This window comes from Microbacterium sp. TW_SC_2 (genome assembly GCF_055361165.1).
The window spans coordinates 2,882,742-2,904,495 of sequence record NZ_CM143952.1 but is presented as its reverse complement, the minus strand read 5'-3'; the positions used below and the strand labels follow the sequence as shown (position 1 = coordinate 2,904,495).

Sequence of the window (21,754 nt, the reverse complement as noted above, 5' to 3'; positions counted from 1 at the left end):
TCCCGGCGACGAGCGGCCGCGGGGTGGGGTGTCAGCCCGCCGGCGGGTGGTAGCCGGCGGGGCGGCCCTGCGTGCTCGCGCGCTCCAGCAGGCGATGGGAGAGGGTGAGCGACCGCGGCGGCGCGGACCGGTCGTCCATGCGCGATTCGAGCAGGCCGAGCGCCGCGACCGCGAAGGCCCGGCGATCGAAGGCCACCGAGGTGAGTGCGGGCGAGGTGTACCGCGAGAACTCGACGTCGTCGAACCCGGTGATGATCACGTCGTCGGGGACGCGGATGCCGTTGACGTGCAGGGCGTGCAGCGCGCCGAGCGCGAGCGAGTCGGTCAGGGACACGATCGCGTCGAAGGGCACCCGCCGCGCGAGCAGGGTGCGCACGGCATCCGCTCCACCGCTCATCGACCATGGCATCCGGTTGACCTCGCGCGCGGGGTCGCGGGCGATGCCGGCCTCGCGCAGGGCGTCGTGCACCCCCTCCAGGCGCAGCCGGCTCGTCGCGGTCGCCGTGGACGGGTCGTCGTCGGCACCGACCACCGCGATCCGCGTCGCCCCGCGGGAGAGCAGGTGACGCGTGGCATCGGCGGCGGCCTGCCGGCTGTCGACGCGCACGTGATCCGCGCGGTTCTGCTCGACCTCGCCGATCACGACCAGTGGCGGCAGGCGGTCGGCGTACTTCAGCACGCTGTCCTCCAGGCGGATCGGGTTGAGGATCAGCCCGTCGACGAGGTGGGCGCGGGCGCGGGAGACGAGCTCCTTCTCGCGCTCGGGTTCGGAGGCCGTCTCCTCGATCTGCACCGCGAGACCTCGATCGTGCGCGGCCTCCACGATGCGGTGCACGAGCTCGGCCGAGAACGCGGTGGCGAGGTCGGGCAGGGCGACCGCGATGATGCCGGAGCGTCCCTTGCGCAGACCACGCGCGCTGAGGTTCGGAACGAAGTCGAGCTGCGCCATCGCCGCCTCGACCTTCACGCGGGTGGCGTCGTTCACCGGGACGGTGCCGGTTACGACGTTCGAGACCGTCTTCGCCGACACTCCGGCCAGGGCCGCGACATCCTTCATCGTGGGGCGGGGCGGCATCGCGGTCATGCGGTCAGCCTACTGGCGGAGAGGTGTCCGGAGGGGGTCGCGCGGGCATGCTGTACATCGATGTAGTCACCGGGTCCGTGGTTATCATGGCGCCATGACGATCGAACGCAACTGGGCAGGCAACCTCACGTACCGGGCCGGGGAGATCGCGCACCCGGGCTCGGTCGACGAGCTGAGAGCGCTGCTCGGCCGGGGCGGGGCGATGCGCCTCCTCGGATCGCGGCACTGCTTCAACGACATCGCCGACACCGACGGTCTGCTGATCGCCCTCGACCGGATGCCGGCCGTGTTCGCGGTGGACTCCACCCGCACCTCCGTCCGGATCTCGGGTGCCGCGCGCTACGGCGACGTCGCGCCCCGGCTCGAGGCCGAGGGGCTCGCGCTCGCCAATCTCGCCTCCCTGCCCCACATCTCGATCGCCGGGGCGGTCGTCACCGGAACCCATGGCTCGGGCGATGCGCTCGGCTCGCTCGCGCAGGCCGTGCGCGCCCTCACGATCCTCACCCCGGGCGGCGAGACCCGGGTCCTGCAGCGCGGCGACGCCGACTTCGACGGGGCCGTCGTGAACCTGGGCGCCCTCGGCGCGGTGCTCGACGTGACGCTCGACGTCGAGCCGACGTACGAGGTCGCGCAGCACGTGTTCGAGCACCCGAGCTGGGATGCGGTGCTCTCCGAGTTCGACGCGGTGACCTCGATCGGCACCAGCGTGAGCCTGTTCTCGACGTGGGAGCGCACCGACTTCGTGGACCAGATCTGGGTCAAGCAGCGCCAGCCGGAGGCACGGGAGGCGGCGCGGGAGTCGCTGTTCGAACGACTCGGGGCCGAGCCGGCGACGCACAAGCGGCATCCGATCCTGGGCCTCGATCCGATCGCCGCGACCGCGCAGCAGGGCGTTCCGGGGCCCTGGTTCGAGCGGCTCCCGCACTTCAAGCAGGAGTTCACGCCGTCCGCCGGGGCGGAGATCCAGACCGAGTACCTCGTGCCTCGGGCCGACGCGGTCGCGGCGATCCAGGCCGTGCGCACCCTCGCCGGCCAGATCGCGCCCCTGCTGCTCGTCAACGAGATCCGCACGGTGCGCTCCGACGACCTCTGGCTGAGCTCCTCGTCCGGCGTGGACGCCGTCGGCATCCACTTCACCTGGAAGCCCGACGAGGCCGCCGTGCGTGCGCTGCTCCCGACCATCGAGGCCGCTCTGCCGGAGACCGCGCGCCCGCACTGGGGCAAGGTGTTCACGCTCGACGGCGCCGAGGTGCGGGCCCGCTACCCGCGCTGGGACGACTTCGCCGCGCTCGCCGCGCGCTTCGACCCCGAGCGGCGCCTCGTGAACCCCTACCTGGAGCGCCTCGGCCTGTAGGGGTTCATTGCACCACCTCCGTTGTTCTCGGTAACATTGCCGAGGCTCGGCCGACGGAGGTGCGCATGGTGAACGTCGGATCCGACAAGCCCAACATCCGTCAGGTCGCGACGATCGCCGGCGTCTCGCACATGACCGTCTCCCGGGTGCTCAACGATCACCCGAACATCAAGCCCGACACCCGGCGCCGGGTCCTCGAGGCGATCGAGGAGCTCGACTACCGGCCCAACCTCGTGGCGCGGGCGCTGGCGACGCAGCGCACCCGGCGCATCGGCGTGATCGTGGAGAGCGCCGTGGCGCACGGCCCCACCAGCATCCTGCGCGCGGTGGAGCTCTCGGCCCGCGCCGCCGGGTACTCGGTCACGCCGGTCGCGCTGCACGAGGGCGACGCCCTGTCTCCGCAGGAAGCCGTCGACAACCTCGTCACACAGGGCGTCGACGCCCTCTGCGTCATCGCCCCGCGGTCCTCGTCGGTGGCCGCCCTCCGGCGCATCGCGATCTCGGTGCCGATGCTCGTGGTGAAGGCGGATGCCGACCCGACCTTCCTGACCGTCTCGATCGATCAGCATGCCGGCACGAGCCTGGTCGTCGACCACCTCGTCGCCCTCGGGCACCGTGACATCCTGCACCTCTCCGGACCGTTGGACTGGCTGGACGCCCGGGCGCGGGAGCGCGCGTTCCATTCGCGGGCGAAGTCGTGGGGCATCCGGGAGCGTCCGATCGTGGTCGGGGACTGGTCGGCCGACTTCGCCTACGATTTCGCGACGGGGCTCACCCGACTGCCGGAGTACACGGCGATCTTCGCCGCGAACGACGACATGGCCATCGGCCTGATCCACGGGCTGCACGATCGGGGCTTCGAGGTGCCGACGGATCTGAGCGTGGTCGGGTTCGACGACATCCCGCTCGCTCGGCACTTCCTCCCGCCGCTCACCACCGTTCGTCAGGACTTCGGGGCGCTGGGCGTCGCGGTCGTCGAGATGCTGCAGGCGGCGATCGAGGGCCGCGACCTCCCCGCGCTCACCCGCATCCCGACGCAGCTCGTGGCGCGCGCATCCTCGGCCGCCCCGCGGGTGGGGCGATGACGGCTGCTCCCGCCCCCGAGCCGGTCGTGCGGCTCGCGGGCATCACGGTCGACTTCCCCGGCGTCCGCGCGCTCGACGACGTCGACTTCCGCCTCTTCCCCGGTGAGGTGCATGCCGTCATGGGCGAGAACGCGGCGGGCAAGTCGACCCTGGTCGGGGTGATCACCGGCACCCACCCCGCCGATGCGGGATCGGTCTTCGTCGACGGCGAACCGCGCCGCTTCTCCGGGGTGGCCGACAGTCGCGCGGCCGGCATCGCCACCGTGTTCCAGGAGGCGCAGCTGAGCCCGAACCTCAGCGTGGCCGAGAACGTGATGCTCGGTCGGGAGCGCCGCGGACGTCTCGGCATCGACTGGAGGCGGACGCGTGCGGATGCCGCGGAGGCACTGGCCTGGCTCGGGCTCGACGACCTCGACCCCAAGACGCCGTTGTCGATGCTCACGCCGGCCCAGAAGCAGCTCGTCGCGCTGGCGCGGGCGGTGGTGGACGAGCCGAGAGTGCTCGTCCTCGACGAGCCGACGTCGAGTCTCGATGTCGCCGAGGTCGCGACCCTGATGCGCGTCATCCGGGGGCTGCGTCGGCGCGGTGTCGCGATCCTGTTCATCTCGCACTTCCTCGAGCAGGCGTTCGCGATCAGCGACCGCATGACCGTGCTGCGCGGGGGGCGGCGGGTCGGCGAGTACCCGACGCGCGACCTCGAGCGGGCCGACCTGATCTCGAAGATGCTCGGGAAGGACATCGACAGCCTCCGCGCCCTCGGCTCGGAGCGCAAGGCGCACCACTACTCGACGGAGGGGGAGCCGGCGCTGCAGGCATCCGGTCTCGGGAGACGCGGCGAGCTGGAACGGATGGACATCGAGATCCAGCGCGGCGAGATCGTCGGGCTGGCCGGGCTCCGCGGATCGGGGCGTTCGGAGGTCGCGTCGCTGCTGAGCGGAGCGGTGCGCGCCGACAGCGGCGTGCTCTGGGTCGACGGCGAACAGGTGCAGCTGCGCAACCCGTCGATGGCGCTGCGGCACCGGGTCGCCCTCTCGCCCGACAATCGCGGCACCCAGGGCATCATCGGCGAGCTCACGGCGCGGGAGAACATCATCCTGTCGCTCCAGGCCCTCCGCGGCTGGTCGCGTCCGCTGTCGCAGGCCGAGCGGTCGGCGCTCGTCGAGACCTACGTCGAGGCGCTGCATCTGGACCCGCGCGATCTGGATCGCCCCGTCGGGCTGCTCTCCGGTGGGACCCAGCAGAAGGTCCTGCTCGCACGCGCGCTGGCTGTGCGCCCGCATGTGCTGATCCTCGACGAGCCGACCCGGGGGATCGACATCGCCGCGAAGCTCGAGGTCCAGCGACGCATCAGTCAGCTGGCCGGAGAGGGCGTGTCCGTGGTGTTCATCTCCTCGGAGCTCGAGGAGGTCGTGCGGCTGAGTGATCGGATCATCGTGCTGAAGGACCGCGAGAAGATCGGCGAACTCAGCAACGGACCGGCCGTCACGGTCGACACGGTGGTGGAGATGATCGCCGCCGAGCTGGGACACAGCGGCGAACTGTGATCGGTAACACGATCAGCGCCTCGTAGTTTCGCTGATTTGTGGATGATCCCTTGTGTTCTTGAAAATGTTCCCGGTAACATCACCGCAGGACATGCGATGTCGCTGTCCTGCAATCACGACAGGGACCACGATCGGTCCATCGTTGCCGGAGCGACCACCGGCGTCTCGAAGAGGAGAAGAAATGTCCGCGAAGAAGCGCATCCGCATCGCGTTCGGTCTGGCAGCAGTCGGCGCACTCACGATCGGCCTGGCAGCCTGCGCCACCGGTGACTCCGGCGGCGACGGTGGTGACGGCGGTGGATCCGACGAGATCACGACGGTCGGATTCGTCGCCGTGGGTCCCGAAGGCGCGTGGCGAGAGGCCAACGAGCAGAACATCCAGGACACCTTCACGGAGGAGGCCGGGTACGAGCTGAAGTACGCCCCCGCGACCAACCTCGACCAGAAGTCGCAGATCGACGCGTTCACGTCGTTCGTCGACGAGGGTGTCGACGTCATCCTGCTGTCGGCGACCGAGGCGTCGGGCTGGGAGGACTCGCTCACCCGTGCCCAGGAGGCGGAGATCCCCGTCATCCTGCTCGACCGCGGTATCGAGCCCGACGACGACAGCCTGTATGTGACGCGCATCGCGCCCGACAACGTCGAGGTCGCGAAGCAGGTCGGCACCTGGGCGGCCGAGACGTTCCCGGACGGCGGCAACTACGTCGTGCTCGAGGGGCCCGCCGGCGTGGGCGTCGTCAACGAGCGCAACACCGGATTCGACGAAGGCCTCGGCGACTCCTCGCTCACCAAGCTCGACGCCCAGACGGCGAACTGGTCGGCGGAAGAGGGCAAGAGCGTCTTCGAGACCATGCTCAAGTCGAGCGGCAACGACATCCAGCTCGTGTTCGCGCAGAACGACGAGATGGGTCTCGGCGCGGCGCAGGCCGCCGAGGAGGCCGGTCTGGTCGTGGGTGAAGACGTGAAGATCGCCACGATCGACGGCACCAAGAACGCCATGCAGGCGCTCGCCGACGGTCAGCTCAGCTACGTGCACGAGTACAACCCGCTGTTCGGGGAGACCGCGCTCGAGGTGGTCGAGAAGGCGCTCGCCGGCGAGGAGGTCGAGTCGTACATCGTCGTCCCGAGCGAGGCATTCGACTCCGCCGAGGCGGCTCAGGCCGTGCTCGCCGACCGCAAGTACTGATCGAGCAGCGGAACCCGACGCCGGAGTGATCCGGCAGCGAGCCCGGGTGGGGCAGCGCGACCGCGCCACCCGGGCTCTCCGGACGGAGAGACAGCGATGAATGAAGAACCACCCCTCGTCGAGATGCGCGAGATCTCGATCGAGTTCCCCGGCGTGAAGGCGCTCGACGGGGTCGAGCTGCGTCTCTTCCCGGGCGAGGTCCATGCGCTCATGGGCGAGAACGGCGCCGGGAAATCGACCCTGATCAAGGCCCTGACCGGCGTCTACCGGATCGACTCCGGGTCGATCGTCGTCGCGGGACAGGAGCGCAGCTTCGGCGGCGCCGCGGACGCGCAGGATGCCGGGATCTCCACGGTCTACCAGGAGGTCAACCTCGCGCCCAACCTCTCCATCGGCGAGAACGTGATGCTCGGTCATGAGGTGCGCGGCCTGTTCGGCATCAACTGGGCCGCCACGCATCGCGCCGCGACGGAGGCGCTCGCCCGGCTGGGCCTCGGCCACCTCGACACCCGCAAGCCGCTGTCGACGCTCTCGATCGCGCTGCAGCAGCTCGTCGCGATCAGTCGCGCGATGGCGATCAAGGCGAAGGTGCTCATCCTCGACGAGCCGACATCGAGCCTCGACGCCGCCGAGGTCGACGGCCTCTTCTCCGTCATCCGCTCTCTGCGCGATCAGGGCGTCGCGATCCTGTTCGTCTCGCACTTCCTCGACCAGGTCTACGCGATCAGCGACCGCCTCACGGTGCTGCGCAACGGCCGCTACGAGGGCGAGTACCGCACGCGCGATCTCGACCGGCACGCGCTCATCTCGACGATGATCGGCAAGGACCTCGACACCCTCAAGTCCCTGGGCGGCAACCGGCGCCGGGAGCCGAGGGACGCCGCGGAGAAGCCGCTGCTCGCGGCGACCGGCATCGCCCGACGCGGCGCGGTCGAGGCGACCGATCTCGACATCCGCCCCGGAGAGGTCATCGGCTTCGCCGGACTGCTCGGATCGGGTCGCACCGAGCTCGCCCGGCTGCTGTACGGAGCCGATCGCACCGACGAGGGCACCATCGAGCTGCACGGCCGACGCGTCGACCTGCGCTCCCCGGCCGACGCGCTCGCGCGGCGGCTCGCGTTCTCGACCGAGAACCGACGGGACGAGGGGATCATCGGCGACCTCACCGTCCGCGAGAACATCGTGCTCGCGGTCCAGGCCGAGCGCGGCTGGGCGCGGCCCATGAGCCGCAAGGAGCAGGACGCGATCGTCGACCGCTACATCGATCAGCTCAACGTGCGACCGGCCGACCCCGACCGGATGATCAAGAACCTGTCGGGTGGCAACCAGCAGAAGGTGCTGCTCGGGCGCTGGCTCGCGACGCAGCCCGAACTGCTGATCCTCGACGAGCCGACGCGCGGCATCGACGTGGGTGCCAAGGCCGAGATCCAGGAGGCCGTGGCCCAGCTCGCGGAGGACGGCGTCGCCGTGGTGTTCATCTCGTCGGAGCTGGAGGAGGTGGTGCGCCTGTCCGAGCGGATCGTGGTCCTGAAGGACCACCGCAAGATCGGCGAGATCCAGAACGGCCCCGACGTCACCGCGCAGGTGATCGTCGACGTGATCGCCGCGCATGGAGTGGATGCCGCGGCCGAGACCCTCGACGACACCGACGCCGCCCTGCCCGATAGCATCGCCCCCACAACCGACAAGGAGGCAGCGCGATGACCGCGGCAGCCGGCACCACCATCTGGCGGGATCTCATCCACAAGCCCTTCTTCTGGGGAATCGTCGCGATCCTCGCCCTGCTCGCGCTGAACGTGATCAAGGATCCGACGTACCTGGCACTCTCGATCAACCCCAACAACGGCAATCTCGTCGGCAACCTGATCGACATCCTGCGCCAGGCGGCGCCGGTGATGATGATCGCCATCGGGATGTCGCTCGTCATCGCGACCGGAGGGATCGACCTCTCGGTCGGCTCGCTCATGGCCGTCGCCGGGGCCGTGTCGATGGAGTTCCTCAGCGCCGCGGGGGGCTCCTTCGGCGCCGCGCTCGCCGCCGTCGGCCTCGCGCTGGTCATCGCCGGCATCCTCGGAGCGGTCAACGGGCTGCTCGTCGCCTACGTCGGGCTGCAGCCGTTCATCGCCACGCTCGTGCTCATGCTGGCCGGACGCGGCATCGCGAAAGTCATCACCGGCGGGCAGAACACCACCGCCTCGAACGACTCCTTCCGCTGGATCGCGAACGGCTTCGTGATCGGCATCCCGGTGGTGTTCATCCTCGCCGTCCTCATCGTGATCGCGGTCGGCTGGGTGGTCCGGCGCAGCGCCCTGGGTCTCATGATCGAGGCGATCGGCATCAACCCGCGCGCCAGCCGGATGGCGGGCATCAAGCCCCGGGGGCTCCTGCTCACGGCCTACATCATGAGCGGCATCCTCGCCGGAGTCGCCGGCATCATGTCGGTCGGAAGCGTCATGACCGTCGACATCTCGCGTACCGGCTATCAGCTCGAACTCGACGCGATCCTCGCGGTCGTGATCGGCGGGGCCTCTCTGGCGGGCGGGAAGTTCTCGCTCAGCGGGGCGTTCGTCGGAGCGCTCCTCATCGCGACGCTCGACAAGACGGTGCTCTATCTCGGCATCTCGTCGTCGGCGACCCCCGCCTTCAAGGCCATCGTGATCGTCCTGCTGTGTCTGCTGCAGTCGCAGCGGGTGCGCAGCTGGTTCCGGCGGCGCCGGAGGACCCGACCCACCGAGCAGCTCCTGCAGAAGGAAGAGGTGAGCGCATGAGCGCCCTGACCGCGACCCCGTCGCTGCGCCCGACCGAGAAGGCCTCCGATCGCGTGCGGCGGATGCTCACCGCGAACCCCTCGGTGCTGCCGACCATCGCCTCCGTCGTGATCTTCGTGGGGATGGTGATCTTCGGCGAGACGGCCTACGGCCGCATCCTGCAGTTCAACACGCTGTCCAACCTGCTGATCAACAACGCGCACCTCATCGTGCTCGCCGTCGCCCTGACGTTCGTGATCCTCACGGGCGGGATCGACCTGTCGGTGGGATCGATCATCGCGGTGTCGTCCGTCGCGGGCGTGATGCTCTCGAACGAGGGGTGGAACGCCTTCGCCGTGATCATCGCGATGATCGGGATCGGCGTGCTCTTCGGGACGGTGTCCGGCATCCTGATCCGCTACTTCGCCGTGCAGCCCTTCATCGCGACGCTCGCGATGATGTTCCTGGGCCGCGGCCTCGCCTCGCTGCTCAGCACCAAGCCGGAGAGGCTCGGCGAGGACTCGCCCATCCGCTGGATCGGCACGCAGCTGAAGATCATCGACGGGCCCAAGGTGAACGACCTCGTGATCACCCCCGCGGTGATCGTCGCGGTGATCGTGGTGGCGGTCGCGTTCTTCGTCCTGCACCGCACCCGCACAGGACGCACGGTCTACGCCATCGGCGGATCGGAGAGCTCGGCGCTGCTGATGGGACTGCCGGTGCCGCGCACCAAGGTGCTGGTCTACGTGATCAGCGGGGCGCTGGCCGGCCTCGCCGCCGTGCTCTACACCGCACGGCTCGGCACGGCGCAGAACATCACCGGCATCGGCTGGGAGCTCGACGCGATCGCGGCCGCCGTGATCGGAGGCACGGTGCTCACCGGTGCCTACGGCTACGTGCTCGGATCCGTCATCGGGGCCCTGGTGCTGGGGCTGATGAATGTGCTCATCACCCGTGACGGCGGCATCCCGCCCGAGATGACCACGATCATCACCGGAGGCATCCTGCTCGTGTTCGTCCTGCTGCAGCGCGCGGTGACGCGAAAACGGGAGTAGGGGGGCGCCGCGCTCCCGGCGGCCGGTCAGACGTGGTCGCGCCAGGAGTGCTGCGGGTCGAAACCCAGCACGCGGCGGGCCTTGTCGATCGACAGCAGCGTCTCCGTGGGGCCGAACTCCCGCTTCACGGGCACGTCGGGGAACACCTCGGCGAGCAGCTCCTCGTTCGGGCGCGACATCACGGTGTCGGCCGCCGCGATGATGAACTGATCGAACCCCGGCGCGGCGACCTCGAGCGCCCGCTGCACCGCCTGCGCACCGTCGCGCGCGTCGATGTACCCCCACAGGTTCCACTTGCGCCGAAGGGCGTCGGCGTCGAACGCGGGGAACTCGGCGTAGTCCTCCGGGTCCATCACGTTCGAGAAGCGCAGCGCCGTGATCGACGTCTCGGGGTGCCAGCGCACCAGCTCGGTCGCGAGCTGCTCCTCCAGCGTCTTCACGAGGGAGTACACCGACTCGGGGCGCGGCGGGTAGTCCTCGTCGACGGGCACGTAGGGCGGGGGCACGTCGAACGGCAGGCCGAGGACGGTCTCGCTCGAGGCGTACACGATGCGGCGGATGCCGAGCCGCACGGCCGCCCAGAACACGTTGAAGGTGGCGGGCATGTTGTTGTGGAAGGTGGCGACGTCGCTGCGGATGCCCGGAGCCGGGATCGCACCCAGGTGCACCACGGCATCGAGACCGTCGTGCCGATCGCCCACCGCGGTGAACGCGTCGACGACCTGTCCGTAGTCGGTCAGGTCGACCTGCACGAAGTCGGCGCCGCGGGCGCCGGTCACGTCCATGCCGATGACCTGGTGGCCGTTCGCGCGGAGTTCGCGCGCGACGACGCGGCCGAGCTTGCCTGATGATCCGGTGAGAGCGATGCGCATGCCACCAGCGTGCCATGGCCGCGAGCCCCGAGGGCCGGGCGTCGTACACTCGTCGGCGTGAGTGACCCCCGCAGTACCCCGCGCCGCCCGATCGGCGTCCGTGACGTCGCCGCGCTCGCCGGGGTCTCCCGGCAGACGGTCTCGCGCGTGCTGAACGAGCATCCCGATGTGGCCCCGGAGACGCAGGAGCGCGTGCGCGCGGCGATGCTCCAGCTCGGCTACCGCATGAACAACGCCGCCCGTGCGCTCGGCACCCGCCGCTCGCGGACGCTCGGCGTGCTGGCCTCGGACGCGCTGCAGTACGGGCCCTCCCGCAGTCTCGCGGCGCTCGAGGCCGCGGCGCGCGGGGCGGGCTATTGGCTCAGCGCGGCGTTCGCGGACGCGGCCGACACCGACGCCGTGCTCGCGGCGGTGGATCACCTCGTCGTGCAGGGGGTGGAGGGCATCGTGGTCGTCGCCCCGCACACGCAGACTCTGGAGGCGCTCTCGGCACTGCGGATCGACGTGCCGATCGTGACTCTGCATTCCGCGGGGTCCGGCGCCACCGGGCTCTCGGTGGACCAGGCGGCCGGTGCCCGATTGGCCGTGGCGGCGCTCGCGGAGGCCGGTCACACGCGCATCGCCCACCTCGCCGGCCCCCCGGACTGGCTCGAGGCGGAGTCGCGCGCCGAAGGGTTCGCGGCCGAGCTCACCGCGCGCGGGCTGACCCCGGGTCCGGTGATCGCGGGGGACTGGTCGGCGGGGTCGGGCCACGCGGCCGGCGATCCGATCCGGCGATCGGGCGTCACCGCGGTGTTCGCGGCGAACGACCAGATGGCGCTCGGGCTGCTCGGCGCCCTGCACGAGGCCGGTCTCGCGGTGCCCGGCGACCTGAGCGTGGTGGGGTTCGACGACACCCCGGACGCCGCGTACTACTGGCCGGCGCTGACGACGGTGCGCCAGGACTTCGAGGAGCTCGCCCGGCGTGCGGTCGCGGCCGTGATCGGCGGCCCCGGTGCCGACTCGGCCGTGCTCCCGCCGGTCGCCCCCGTGCTGGTCTCCCGTGCGTCGGTGGCTCCGCCCCGCTGACCCGGCGCCCCGCCGACCCGCCCGCTGCGACGCGGGTCGCGTTCACGATTCAGTCAGATCGTGGTCACGCCTGAGGACATACCGCGGATTCTCGGGGGCCGGGTCAGGCGGGTCTCGCGTTCTGCCTGAATTGTGAACGGCGGAGCGGCGAGCCCGGGTGCCTTGACGCACCGAACGCGCCCGTGACAGACTTCTGTGACCGGTCACAGTGACCGGCTCCGACCCCTGAGGCAGCTGTGAGCAACGACGCCCCCACCTTCGACGCCCCCGCCCCCGCCTTCGACGCCGCCGTCGAGCGCGCGATCGCCGCGGTCCGCGCCGATGTCGCCCGCCTGCACGGAGAGCTCGTCCGCTACGGCCTGGTCGTCTGGACCGGCGGCAACGTCTCGGGCCGCGTCCCGGGCGCCGACCTCTTCGTGATCAAGCCCAGCGGCGTGAGCTACGACGAGCTCACCCCGGCGAACATGATCCTGTGCGACCTCGACGGCACCGTCATCCCCGGCGCCCCCGGCAGCGACCGCGCTCCGTCGAGCGACACCGCCGCGCACGCCTACGTCTACCGGAACATGCCCGAGGTCGGTGGCGTCGTGCACACGCACTCCACCTACGCGGTGGCCTGGGCCGCCCGCGGCGAGGAGATCCCGTGCGTGATCACTGCCATGGCGGACGAGTTCGGCGGGCCCATCCCGGTCGGTCCCTTCGCGATCATCGGGGACGACTCGATCGGCCGCGGCATCGTCGACACACTCCGTGGGCACCGCTCCCGTGCGGTGCTCATGCAGAACCACGGCCCGTTCACGATCGGCAGCGACGCGAAGGATGCCGTGAAGGCCGCGGTCATGGTCGAGGACGTCGCCCGCACCGTGCACCTCGCCCGCGAGGCCGGGCCGCTGATCCCGCTCCCGCCGGAGGCGATCGACCGCCTGTACGACCGCTATCAGAACGTGTACGGCCAGAGTGAGGATCCCCGCCGATGACCGCGCAGACCGCCGCCGACGACCTCCGCGCGGGCCGCACGAGCCTGGGCATCGAGCTCGGCTCCACGCGCATCAAGGCCTGCCTGATCGGCCGCACCGCCACCGAGGTCCTCGCGACCGGTTCTTTCGCGTGGGAGAACCGGCTGGAAGACGGTCGCTGGACCTATGCGATCGACGAGGTCTGGGCGGGGCTGCAGGCGGCGTACACCGACCTCCTCGACGACGCGCAGGAGCGCCACGGCATCCGCCCGGAGTCCTTCGGGGCGATCGGCGTCTCGGCCATGATGCACGGCTACCTCGCCTTCGATGCGGCCGGCGACCTGCTCGTGCCGTTCCGCACCTGGCGCAACACGAGCACCGGTGCCGCCTCCGCGGAACTCGGTGCGCTGTTCGGGGTGAACATCCCGCTGCGGTGGTCGATCGCGCATCTGCACCAGGCCGTGCTCGACGACGAGGCGCACGTCGCGCGGATCGCGAGCGTGAACACCCTCGCCGGTTACGTGCACCAGTCGCTCACGGGCGAACGCGTGCTCGGCGTCGGCGATGCCTCCGGCATGTTCCCGATCGACTCCGCCACCGGCACCTACGACGCGCGGATGCTGCAGGCGTACGACGGCCTCGTCGCCGGACGGCTCCCCGCCCCGGTGGCCGCGCTGCTGCCGTCCGTGCGTCCCGCCGGGGCTTCGGCGGGAACGCTCACGGCGGAGGGCGCCGCATTGCTCGATCCGAGCGGCGCGCTCCGGCCCGGCATCCCGCTCTGCCCGCCCGAGGGCGACGCCGGCACCGGCATGGTCGCGACGAACTCCGTCGCCCCGCGCACGGGCAACGTGAGCGCGGGCACGAGCATCTTCGCGATGGTCGTGCTCGAACAGCCGCTGACCGAGGTGCATCACGAGCTCGACCTGGTGACCACCCCCGCGGGCGATGCCGTGGCGATGGTGCACTGCAACAACGGCGCGAGCGAGCTGGCCGCGTGGGCGGGGCTCTTCACACGCTTCGCCGCCGCATCCGGTCAACCCGTGAGCGACGACGCGACCTTCGACGTGCTCTTCCGCGAGGCGCTGGAGGGCGAAGCGGATGCCGGCGGACTGCTCGCATACAACCACCTCGCGGGCGAGCCGATCGCCGGGCTGACCGCGGGGCGTCCGCTGTTCGTGCGCACGCCCGACAGCGCGTTCACGCTGGCGAACTTCCTGCGCGCGCAGGTCTACGGCGTGTTCGGCACGCTCGCGCTGGGCATGCGGGTGCTCGCGGCGGAGGGTGTGCAGCTCGACCGGATGTTCGCGCACGGTGGCATGTTCCGCACCGCCGGGGTGGCGCAGCGCTTCCTCGCCGGGGCGCTGGACGCCCCCGTCGCGGTCGGCGAACTCGCCGCGGAGGGCGGGGCGTGGGGCATCGCGGTGCTCGCGGCCTACCTCGACCACGCCGACGAGCTCGCGCTCGGCGACTACCTCGCGCAGCGCGTGTTCGCCGCGGCCTCCCTCTCCACCGTCGATCCCGATCCGGCCGACGTCGCCGGCTTCGCCTCCTACCTCGACCGTTATCGCGCGGGGCTGGCCGTCGAGGCCGCCGCCGTCGCCTCCCTCTGACCCGCGGACTCTCCGCTTCCCCCTCTCCCTCACCCGCTTCTGAAAGGCGACTCCCCATGGCGCTGACCACCTCCCTCGACGGCTACGAGGTCTGGTTCCTCACCGGCAGCCAGCACCTGTACGGGCCGGAGACCCTCGCGCAGGTCGCCACGCAGTCGCAGCAGATCGCACGGCTGCTCGACGAGTCGCCCGAGGTCCCGGTGCGCATCGTCTGGAAGCCGGTGCTCACCGACGCCGCGGCCATCAAGCGCACCGCGCTGGAGGCGAACGCCGACGACCGCGTGATCGGCCTCGTGGCGTGGATGCACACCTTCAGCCCCGCCAAGATGTGGATCGCCGGGCTCGACGCGCTGACGAAGCCGCTCGCGCACCTGCACACGCAGGCGAACGTCGAGCTGCCGTGGGCGGAGATCGACTTCGACTTCATGAACCTGAACCAGGCCGCGCACGGCGACCGGGAGTTCGGGTACATCCAGACGCGCCTGGGTGTGCCGCGCAAGACCATCGTCGGGCACGCCTCCGACCCGCGCCTTCGTCGGGAGCTGGGCACCTGGCAGCGGGCGGCGGCCGGACTCGCGGCCGCGCGCGACCTGAAGCTCGCCCGCTTCGGCGACAACATGCGCTTCGTCGCGGTGACCGAGGGCGACAAGACCGAGGCCGAACTGCGGTTCGGCGTGCAGGTCAACACGTGGGGCGTGAACGACCTCGCGGAGGCCGTGGCCGCGGCATCCGATGCCGACGTCGACGCGCTGATCGACGAGTACGACGAGCTGTACGAGGTCGCCCCCGAGTTGCGGCGGGGCGGTGAGCGGCACGGAGCCCTGCGCGACGGCGCCGCGATCGAGGTCGGTCTGCGCTCCTTCCTGGAGGAGGGCGGCTTCGGCGCCTTCACGACCTCGTTCGAAGACCTGGGTGCGCTGACGCAGCTCCCGGGCCTGGCGGTGCAGCGTCTCATGGCGCTCGGCTACGGCTTCGGCGCGGAGGGCGACTGGAAGACCGCGATCCTCGTGCGCATCGCGAACGTGATGGGGGCGGGGCTGCCGGGCGGCGCGAGCCTGATGGAGGACTACACCTATGACATGACCCCCGGCGACGAGCTCATCCTCGGGGCGCACATGCTCGAGGTCTCGCCCTCGCTCACCACCGCGAAGCCGAGCCTCGAGATCCACCCGTTGGGCATCGGCGGCAAGGCTGACCCCGTGCGTCTGGTCTTCACCGCCGACCCCGGGCCGGCGGTCGTGGTGGCGCTGAGCGACATGCGCGACCGGTTCCGGCTGACCGCGAACGTGGTCGAGAACGTGGCGCCGCGGGCCGCACTGCCGAACCTTCCCGTGGGGCGCGCGGTGTGGAAGCCGCAGCCCGACTTCACCACGAGCGCCGCCGCCTGGCTCACCGCCGGCGCCGCGCACCACACGGTGATGTCGACCGCGGTCGGGATCGAGGCCTTCCGCGACTTCGCCGACATGGCCGAGGTCGAGCTGCTCGTGATCGACGAGAGCACGACCCTGCCGGAGTTCCAGAAGCAGGTGCGGTGGAACCAGGCCTACTACCGACTGGCGCAGGGCCTGTGAGCGCGACGCCGCGGTCGGGGCGTCCGCGGCGCCTCGTCTCCGGGGGCTACCGCGCGGACATCGCGAGCATCGGTGCCACACTGCGCGCGCTCACGCTCGACGGCCGCGACCTGGTCGTGCCGTTCGACGCCGATGAGGTGCGCCCGGCCTACCGCGGCGCGACGCTCGCGCCCTGGCCCAACCGCATCGTCGACGGCCGCTACGCCTTCGCGGGCGCGACGCATCAGCTGCCGCTCACAGAGCCGGAGCGTGCGCAGGCCCTGCACGGGCTCCTGGGGTGGGCCGAATTCGAGGATCGCCTCGTGCTCGACGACCGCGTGGTGCTCGCGGCCGTGATCGAGCCGCAGGCGGGGTACCCCTTCCGCGTGGAGGTCGAGGTCGAGTACCGCCTCGACGCCGACGGTCTGCGGCAGACCGTGACCGCGCACAACATCGGAGCGGATGCCGCGCCCTGGGGCACCGGACCTCACCCCTACCTGGTGGCCGGACCGGGCCGGGTGGACGACTGGACGCTGACGCTCCCGGCATCCGAGGTGCTCACCGTGACCCCGGAACGGCTGAGTCCGGTCGCGGTCGCGGCGGTCGACGCGCACCCCGAGTGGGACTTCCGCACGCCGCGCCGGATCGACGACGTGTTCATCGATCACGCGTTCACCGAGCTCGCCCGCACCGACGGGGTGGCCGAGGTGCGCGTGACGACCGCCGACGGACACGGCGTGGGCATCGCCTGGGACGAGCGATGCCCGTGGGTGCAGGTGCACACCGCCGATACCCCGGCGCCGGAGACGCACCGTATCGGCCTCGCGGTCGAGCCGATGACGTGCCCGCCGGATGCGTTCAACTCCGGCGTCGATCTCGTGACCCTGGAAGCGGGCGAGACACACTCCGCGTCCTGGCGGATCTTCGGGGTCTGAGTCCGGGCTTCGGGGTCTGAGTCCGGGCGCGCGTGGGGGCGGGAGTGCCGCTCCCGCTACCGCACCAGGTCCGCAGCCTGGCGGGCCGCGCCGAGCGCGACGTACTCGCCGGCGGGCGGCACCTCGACCGGCAGGCCGAACACCTGCGGGGCGATCTCCCGCACGGCCGACGACTGCGCGCCGCCGCCGATCAGCAGCGCTCGCCGCAGCGGGACTCCGGCATCGCGCAGCGCGTCGAGACCCGCGGCGAGGCCGGACAGCATCCCCTCCACCGCGGCTCGCGCCAGGTTCTCGCGGGTGGTCGAGGCGAGGGTCATGCCGCGCAGCGTCGCGGTCGCATCGGGGAGGTTGGGCGTGCGCTCGCCTTCGAAGTAGGGCTCGAGCGAGAGTCCTGCCGCCCCCGCCGATGCCGCCAGGGCGAGGCGGCCGAGCTCGTCGTGATCCACCCCGAGCAGCGCCGCGGTGACGTCGAGCACCCGCGCCGCGTTGAGCGTGCACACGAGCGGGAGGAAGTGTCCGTCCGCGGAGGCGAAGCCGGCGATGATGCCGGAGGGGTCGGCGGAGGGCGTCTCGCTCACCGCGAAGACCGTGCCGCTGGTGCCGATCGACACGACGACGTCTCCGGGCCCGGCGCCGAGTCCGAGAGCCGCGGCCGCGTTGTCTCCGGCGCCGGGGCCCACGCGCCGCCCGGCGGCATCCGCCACCGACTCCTGCGGACCGAGCACGCGCGGCAGCACGACGTCGTCATGCGCACCGAGCGCGGCGGCGAGCAGTGCGCGGTCGTACTCGCCGGTCGCGGCGCTCCAGTATCCGGTGCCCGAGGCGTCCGACCGATCGGTCACGAGCTCCTCCAGGACCGGCCCGAGCGGGGCGGCATCCGCTCCCTCCGGACCGTAGCCGCGCAGTCGCCAGGTGAGCCAGTCGTGGGGCAGGGCGATCGCGGCCACGCGAGCCGCGTTCTCGGGCTCATGGTCGCGCAGCCAGCGCAGCTTCGAGATCGTGAACGAGGCCACCGGCACCAGGCCCGTGCGCTCCGCGAGCTCCGGCGCCCCGACCTCGGCGATCAGCGCGGCCGCGGCATCCGCCGAGCGGGTGTCGTTCCACAGCAGGGCATCACGGATGACGGCACCCGAGGCGTCGAGCGCCACCAGTCCGTGCTGCTGGCCGCCGATCGACCAGGCGGTGATGTCGTCGAGCCCGCCCGCCTCGGCGATCGCCGCGGTCAGCGCGGTCCACCACGCCTCCGGGTCGACCGATGTCCCCGCGGGATGCGAGGCCCGACCCGTGCGCACCACGGCGCCCGTCTCGGCGTCGATCACCACGACCTTGCACGACTGCGTCGAGGAGTCGACGCCGAGCACGAGAGCCATGAGCGGATCAGCGAGCGCCGAGCAGGTGCTCGGTGGCGAGCTGCTGCAGACGGACGAAGCCGAAGCCCTTGCCGCCGAGGTAGGCGTCGGCGTCGAAGTCCTCGTACGCGCTGCGGTCCGCGAGCAGGGCGTCGTAGGACTCGCCCTCGTTCAGCGTCGGCGTCGAGAGCTCGGCGACCTTCGCGGCGGCCAGGGCCTCCTGCACCTCGGGGTCGGCGCGGAAGGCCGCGGCACGCTCCTTCAGCAGCAGGTAGGTGCGCATGTTGGCGGCGGCGGAGTCCCACACGCCCGACTCGTCCTCCGTGCGGCTGGGCTTGTAGTCGAAGTGGCGGGGACCGTCGTAGGCCGGGATGCCGTTCGGGCCGCCGTTCTCGAGCAGATCGACGAGCGAGAACGCGTTGTGCAGGTCGCCGTGCCCGAACACCAGGTCCTGGTCGTACTTGATGCCGCGCTGGCCGTTCAGGTCGATGTGGAACAGCTTGCCGTGGAACAGCGCCTGCGCGATGCCGGCGGTGAAGTTGAGTCCTGCCATCTGCTCGTGACCGACCTCAGGGTTCACGCCCACGAGCTCGGGGCGCTCGAGCGAGTCGATGAACGCGATCGCATGGCCGAGGGTGGGCAGCAGGATGTCGCCGCGCGGCTCGTTGGGCTTGGGCTCGATCGCGAAGCGGATGTCGTAGCCCTTGTCGGTGACGTAGTCGCCGAGCAGGTTGACGGCTTCACGGTAGCGCTCGAGCGCGGAGCGGACATCCTTGGCGGAGTCGTACTCCGCGCCCTCGCGCCCGCCCCACATCACGAACGTCTGGGCGCCGAGCTCGGCGGCGAGGTCGAGATTGCGCAGCACCTTGCGCAGGGCGAAGCGGCGCACCTGGCGGTCGTTGGAGGTGAATCCGCCGTCCTTGAAGACCGGGGCGCTGAAGAGGTTGGTGGTGACCATGGGCACGATCACGCCGGTGTCGGCGAGGGCGCCTTTCAGGCGGTCGATCTGCGTCTGGCGTTCGGCGTCGGTCGAGCCGAAGGCGAACAGGTCGTCGTCGTGGAACGTGAGGCCGTAGGCCCCGAGCTCGGAGAGCTTCTCGACGGCGTGCACCACGTCGAGGGCCGGACGGGTGGGGCCGCCGAAGGGGTCGGATCCGTTGTATCCGATGGTCCAGAGGCCGAACGAGAACTTGTCGGCGCGGGTCGGGGTGAGGCTCATGATGCTCCTTCGCATGGCGTCCGCGGCGACGCGGCGCAATTGTTGTGAACAACAACATATAGGCTGGGCTCGACGATGTCCAGCCTCCTAGACTGGGGCGTCGGAGCAGAGGAGTGTCCGTGGTGAGAGACGCGTCGACGACGATCAGTGCGACGGCGAGTGCGACGGCGGCGGCGTCGAAGGACGGCGACGGCGTGCGCGCGCGCAACCTCGCCCGCCTCCTCCGCCGAGTGCATCTGGACGGGCCGCAGTCCCGCGCCCAGCTGACCTCCGCCACCGGGCTCAATCGATCGACCGTGGCCGATCTCGTCGCCGAGCTGGTGGCCGACGGCTGGGTCATCGAGCGCGACCCCGATCCCGCCGGTCGGGTCGGACGCCCGTCGCCGGTGGTGCAGGCCTCGCCGCAGACCGTCGTGATCGCGGTGAACCCCGAGGTGGATGCCGTGGAGATCGCGGCGATCGACCTCGCCCACGGGATCGCGGTGCGCGAGCGCATCGAGACGATCCTGCCGTCCGCCGAGGCGGTGGCCGCTCTGGTCGCGGAGGTGCTGGAGCGCTGGACCCGCGACACGCTGCGGGAGACGCGCGTCGTCGGCATCGGCGTCGCCGTGCCGGGGCTGGTGCGCCAGGGCGACGGCCTGGTGCGCAACGCCCCCCACCTCGGCTGGGTCGACGCCCCCGTGCGGGCGCTCCTCACGACCGCCACCGGGCTCCCGGTCGCGGTCGGCAACGACGCGAGCCTCGGGGCCCTGGCCGAGCACCTCTTCGGTGCCGCACGCGGTGCCGACGACGTCGTCTATCTCAACGGCGGCCCCTCGGGCATCGGCGGTGGCATCATCGTGCACGGGCTGCCCGTCGGCGGCGTCGGCGGATACGCGGGGGAGTTCGGCCAGAACCGGGTGCGGACCGGCGCGGAGGGGACGCAGGGGCCCGTCGCGGTGCTCGAGGACGAGGTCAGCAGGGCCCGTTTGCTCATCGCGCTCGGGCGGCACACCGCCGACGACGCGGCCCTCGCGGTCGCGATCGCGACAGCGACCGACCTCGGGGCCCCCGACGCGCGCGACGACGCGAGCTCCCGGCGGGATGCCGTGCGGGAGGAGTGCCGACGTCAGCGCGGCATCCTCGCCCCGGCGATCGCCGATGCGGTCAACATCCTCAACCCCGCCGTCGTCGTGCTCGGCGGCTTCCTCGCGATGCTGGCCGAGGTCGACCCCGACGGCTTCGCGGAGGCGGTGCGTGCGTCGGCCATGGCCGAGAGCGTCGAGGACCTCCGCATCCTCCCGGCCTCGCTCGCGGCCGACCGTCTGCTGCTCGGCGCGGCCGAGCTGGCGTTCACCGCCGCCGGCGTGATCTGACGCGGGGCTCGCGGGCGAGCCAGGTCCGCAGCGAGCGCGTCACGAACGGCAGCACCCAGTAGGTCATGATCGGCGTGAGCACGAGGGTCGTCGCCAGCACGCGCAGCCAGATCGGCAGGGCATCCCAGCCCGGGATCGGACTCATGGCGTAGGTGAACGCGAGATTCACCGGGAAGAAGCCCAGCCAGATCGTGACCGCCTGCTTCCAGCGGGGCGGTGCGCTGCCGACCGGGGTCGGCACGGAGCCGCTCGTGACCGGAACGGTGATGGTGCCCGTGGCGGGATCGTCGAACCATCCCTCGATGCCGCTGCGCCGGCGTGAGCGCTCGCTGAGCACGAGACCTTCGCCGGTCGCCAGCCACGAGGCCCGCTCCTCCGAGCCCTCCCACGCGACGAGGGTGTCCTCGTCCGCGAAGCGGTACAGCATGTGCCACACCTGCGAATCGGCGCCCGCGCGCACCCAGCCGGATCCGAGGAATCCCGGGTAGCGGTTCGCCTTGTTCACGCCCCTCTGCACCCAGGAGGTGACCTCATCGATGCGATCGGGGTCGACCTCGCGGCGGATGGAGACCGTGATGGGAGCGCTGGACATGGCGGATCCTCGGGGGAGCGGGGCGGCCGGGTCGCGGACACGCCGAAGGGGGCTGCGCCAGGGTCGCGGCGCGTCGTCGATTCTATTCGCCGCGGCGGAGCCCGGGGCGCTCCGCCGGGGCTCGGAAGCAATAGCCGGGAACGGCGTCACGAAACGGGCCCCCCGTGGTCTGGGTCGGTGGGTGCAGCGTGGC

At 71.3% G+C, this 21,754-nt stretch carries 18 protein-coding genes; 13 read left to right on the top strand and 5 right to left on the bottom strand.

The genetic code is table 11. The features are described from left to right. Positions 1 to 31: 31 nt before the first annotated feature. Positions 32 to 1,084, bottom strand: a complete 1,053-nt coding sequence (locus tag ACWA14_RS14085; RefSeq protein WP_463794675.1) for a LacI family DNA-binding transcriptional regulator — start codon at positions 1,082 to 1,084, stop codon at positions 32 to 34. Positions 1,085 to 1,178: 94 nt separating this feature from the next. Between ACWA14_RS14085 and ACWA14_RS14080 the strand changes: the two genes are divergently transcribed. The 7 genes from ACWA14_RS14080 to ACWA14_RS14050 all read left to right on the top strand — a co-directional run bounded on the left by ACWA14_RS14080 (position 1,179) and on the right by ACWA14_RS14050 (position 10,055). After that, positions 1,179 to 2,438: a D-arabinono-1,4-lactone oxidase gene (locus ACWA14_RS14080; protein ID WP_463794673.1), complete on the top strand. Its 1,260-nt coding sequence runs from the start codon at positions 1,179 to 1,181 to the stop codon at positions 2,436 to 2,438. 65 nt (positions 2,439 to 2,503) lie between these two features. Next, complete coding sequence (locus ACWA14_RS14075) at positions 2,504 to 3,523, top strand: LacI family DNA-binding transcriptional regulator (RefSeq protein WP_463794671.1); 1,020 nt, start codon at positions 2,504 to 2,506, stop codon at positions 3,521 to 3,523. Beyond that, positions 3,520 to 5,067, top strand: coding sequence for a sugar ABC transporter ATP-binding protein (locus tag ACWA14_RS14070; RefSeq protein ID WP_463794667.1), 1,548 nt, complete (start codon positions 3,520 to 3,522; stop codon positions 5,065 to 5,067). Before ACWA14_RS14075 ends, ACWA14_RS14070 begins: the two co-directional genes overlap by 4 nt. Before the next feature lie 181 nt (positions 5,068 to 5,248). Beyond that, positions 5,249 to 6,253 (top strand): substrate-binding domain-containing protein, encoded by a 1,005-nt coding sequence (locus tag ACWA14_RS14065; protein WP_463794665.1) that lies wholly within the window; start codon positions 5,249 to 5,251, stop codon positions 6,251 to 6,253. A gap of 96 nt (positions 6,254 to 6,349) precedes the next feature. Continuing rightward, complete coding sequence (locus tag ACWA14_RS14060; RefSeq protein ID WP_463794663.1) at positions 6,350 to 7,957, top strand: sugar ABC transporter ATP-binding protein; 1,608 nt, start codon at positions 6,350 to 6,352, stop codon at positions 7,955 to 7,957. Next, complete coding sequence (locus ACWA14_RS14055) at positions 7,954 to 9,021, top strand: ABC transporter permease (RefSeq protein ID WP_463794659.1); 1,068 nt, start codon at positions 7,954 to 7,956, stop codon at positions 9,019 to 9,021. Before ACWA14_RS14060 ends, ACWA14_RS14055 begins: the two co-directional genes overlap by 4 nt. After that, a complete protein-coding gene (locus ACWA14_RS14050) occupies positions 9,018 to 10,055 on the top strand; it encodes an ABC transporter permease (RefSeq protein ID WP_463794657.1) in 1,038 nt (345 codons plus the stop codon). Before ACWA14_RS14055 ends, ACWA14_RS14050 begins: the two co-directional genes overlap by 4 nt. Before the next feature lie 26 nt (positions 10,056 to 10,081). Here ACWA14_RS14050 and ACWA14_RS14045 read toward each other — a convergent pair whose 3' ends face one another. Further along, positions 10,082 to 10,927 carry an NAD-dependent epimerase/dehydratase family protein gene (locus ACWA14_RS14045; protein WP_463794655.1) on the bottom strand — a complete coding sequence of 282 codons (846 nt, stop codon included), beginning with the start codon at positions 10,925 to 10,927 and terminating at the stop codon, positions 10,082 to 10,084. A gap of 57 nt (positions 10,928 to 10,984) precedes the next feature. On the opposite strand from ACWA14_RS14045, the gene ACWA14_RS14040 reads away from it, so the two are divergent. The 5 genes from ACWA14_RS14040 (at position 10,985) to ACWA14_RS14020 (ending at position 17,046) form a co-directional block, all read left to right on the top strand. Beyond that, the gene (locus tag ACWA14_RS14040) at positions 10,985 to 11,995 is read left to right on the top strand and encodes a LacI family DNA-binding transcriptional regulator (RefSeq protein ID WP_463794652.1); all 1,011 of its coding nucleotides are present in this window, start codon (positions 10,985 to 10,987) and stop codon (positions 11,993 to 11,995) included. A 236-nt stretch (positions 11,996 to 12,231) separates the two neighbouring features. Beyond that, positions 12,232 to 12,972: an L-ribulose-5-phosphate 4-epimerase gene (locus ACWA14_RS14035; protein ID WP_463794650.1), complete on the top strand. Its 741-nt coding sequence runs from the start codon at positions 12,232 to 12,234 to the stop codon at positions 12,970 to 12,972. After that, entirely contained in the window at positions 12,969 to 14,561 is a 1,593-nt protein-coding gene (locus tag ACWA14_RS14030; protein WP_463794648.1) for a xylulokinase, read from the top strand. Before ACWA14_RS14035 ends, ACWA14_RS14030 begins: the two co-directional genes overlap by 4 nt. Positions 14,562 to 14,617: 56 nt before the next feature. Further along, entirely contained in the window at positions 14,618 to 16,132 is a 1,515-nt protein-coding gene (araA, locus tag ACWA14_RS14025; RefSeq protein ID WP_463794645.1) for an L-arabinose isomerase, read from the top strand. Next, entirely contained in the window at positions 16,129 to 17,046 is a 918-nt protein-coding gene (locus tag ACWA14_RS14020; protein ID WP_463794643.1) for an aldose 1-epimerase family protein, read from the top strand. Before araA ends, ACWA14_RS14020 begins: the two co-directional genes overlap by 4 nt. Before the next feature lie 56 nt (positions 17,047 to 17,102). Here ACWA14_RS14020 and xylB read toward each other — a convergent pair whose 3' ends face one another. Together xylB and xylA are read right to left on the bottom strand one after the other, a co-directional pair. Continuing rightward, the gene (gene xylB, locus ACWA14_RS14015; RefSeq protein WP_463794639.1) at positions 17,103 to 18,416 is read right to left on the bottom strand and encodes a xylulokinase; all 1,314 of its coding nucleotides are present in this window, start codon (positions 18,414 to 18,416) and stop codon (positions 17,103 to 17,105) included. A 7-nt stretch (positions 18,417 to 18,423) separates the two neighbouring features. Further along, complete coding sequence (xylA, locus tag ACWA14_RS14010; protein WP_463794637.1) at positions 18,424 to 19,614, bottom strand: xylose isomerase; 1,191 nt, start codon at positions 19,612 to 19,614, stop codon at positions 18,424 to 18,426. 119 nt (positions 19,615 to 19,733) lie between these two features. Here xylA and ACWA14_RS14005 point away from each other — a divergent pair, with 119 nt between their 5' ends. After that, positions 19,734 to 20,969: an ROK family transcriptional regulator gene (locus tag ACWA14_RS14005; RefSeq protein ID WP_463794634.1), complete on the top strand. Its 1,236-nt coding sequence runs from the start codon at positions 19,734 to 19,736 to the stop codon at positions 20,967 to 20,969. Here the strand turns inward: ACWA14_RS14005 and ACWA14_RS14000 are convergent. Then, on the bottom strand, positions 20,947 to 21,561 hold the full coding sequence (locus ACWA14_RS14000; RefSeq protein WP_463794632.1) for an antibiotic biosynthesis monooxygenase: 615 nt from the start codon (positions 21,559 to 21,561) through the stop codon (positions 20,947 to 20,949). The genes ACWA14_RS14005 and ACWA14_RS14000 overlap by 23 nt on opposite strands. Positions 21,562 to 21,754: the final 193 nt, after the last annotated feature.

Bases quoted from the DNA above. Each gene is read 5' to 3' on its own strand.
- ACWA14_RS14085 (WP_463794675.1), bottom strand. From the start codon at position 1,084: ATGACCGCGATGCCGCCCCGCCCCACGATGAAGGATGTCGCGGCCCTG.
- ACWA14_RS14080 (WP_463794673.1), top strand. From the start codon at position 1,179: ATGACGATCGAACGCAACTGGGCAGGCAACCTCACGTACCGGGCCGGG.
- ACWA14_RS14075 (WP_463794671.1), top strand. From the start codon at position 2,504: ATGGTGAACGTCGGATCCGACAAGCCCAACATCCGTCAGGTCGCGACG.
- ACWA14_RS14070 (WP_463794667.1), top strand. From the start codon at position 3,520: ATGACGGCTGCTCCCGCCCCCGAGCCGGTCGTGCGGCTCGCGGGCATC.
- ACWA14_RS14065 (WP_463794665.1), top strand. From the start codon at position 5,249: ATGTCCGCGAAGAAGCGCATCCGCATCGCGTTCGGTCTGGCAGCAGTC.
- ACWA14_RS14060 (WP_463794663.1), top strand. From the start codon at position 6,350: ATGAATGAAGAACCACCCCTCGTCGAGATGCGCGAGATCTCGATCGAG.
- ACWA14_RS14055 (WP_463794659.1), top strand. From the start codon at position 7,954: ATGACCGCGGCAGCCGGCACCACCATCTGGCGGGATCTCATCCACAAG.
- ACWA14_RS14050 (WP_463794657.1), top strand. From the start codon at position 9,018: ATGAGCGCCCTGACCGCGACCCCGTCGCTGCGCCCGACCGAGAAGGCC.
- ACWA14_RS14045 (WP_463794655.1), bottom strand. From the start codon at position 10,927: ATGCGCATCGCTCTCACCGGATCATCAGGCAAGCTCGGCCGCGTCGTC.
- ACWA14_RS14030 (WP_463794648.1), top strand. From the start codon at position 12,969: ATGACCGCGCAGACCGCCGCCGACGACCTCCGCGCGGGCCGCACGAGC.
- araA (WP_463794645.1), top strand. From the start codon at position 14,618: ATGGCGCTGACCACCTCCCTCGACGGCTACGAGGTCTGGTTCCTCACC.
- xylB (WP_463794639.1), bottom strand. From the start codon at position 18,416: ATGGCTCTCGTGCTCGGCGTCGACTCCTCGACGCAGTCGTGCAAGGTC.
- xylA (WP_463794637.1), bottom strand. From the start codon at position 19,614: ATGAGCCTCACCCCGACCCGCGCCGACAAGTTCTCGTTCGGCCTCTGG.
- ACWA14_RS14000 (WP_463794632.1), bottom strand. From the start codon at position 21,561: ATGTCCAGCGCTCCCATCACGGTCTCCATCCGCCGCGAGGTCGACCCC.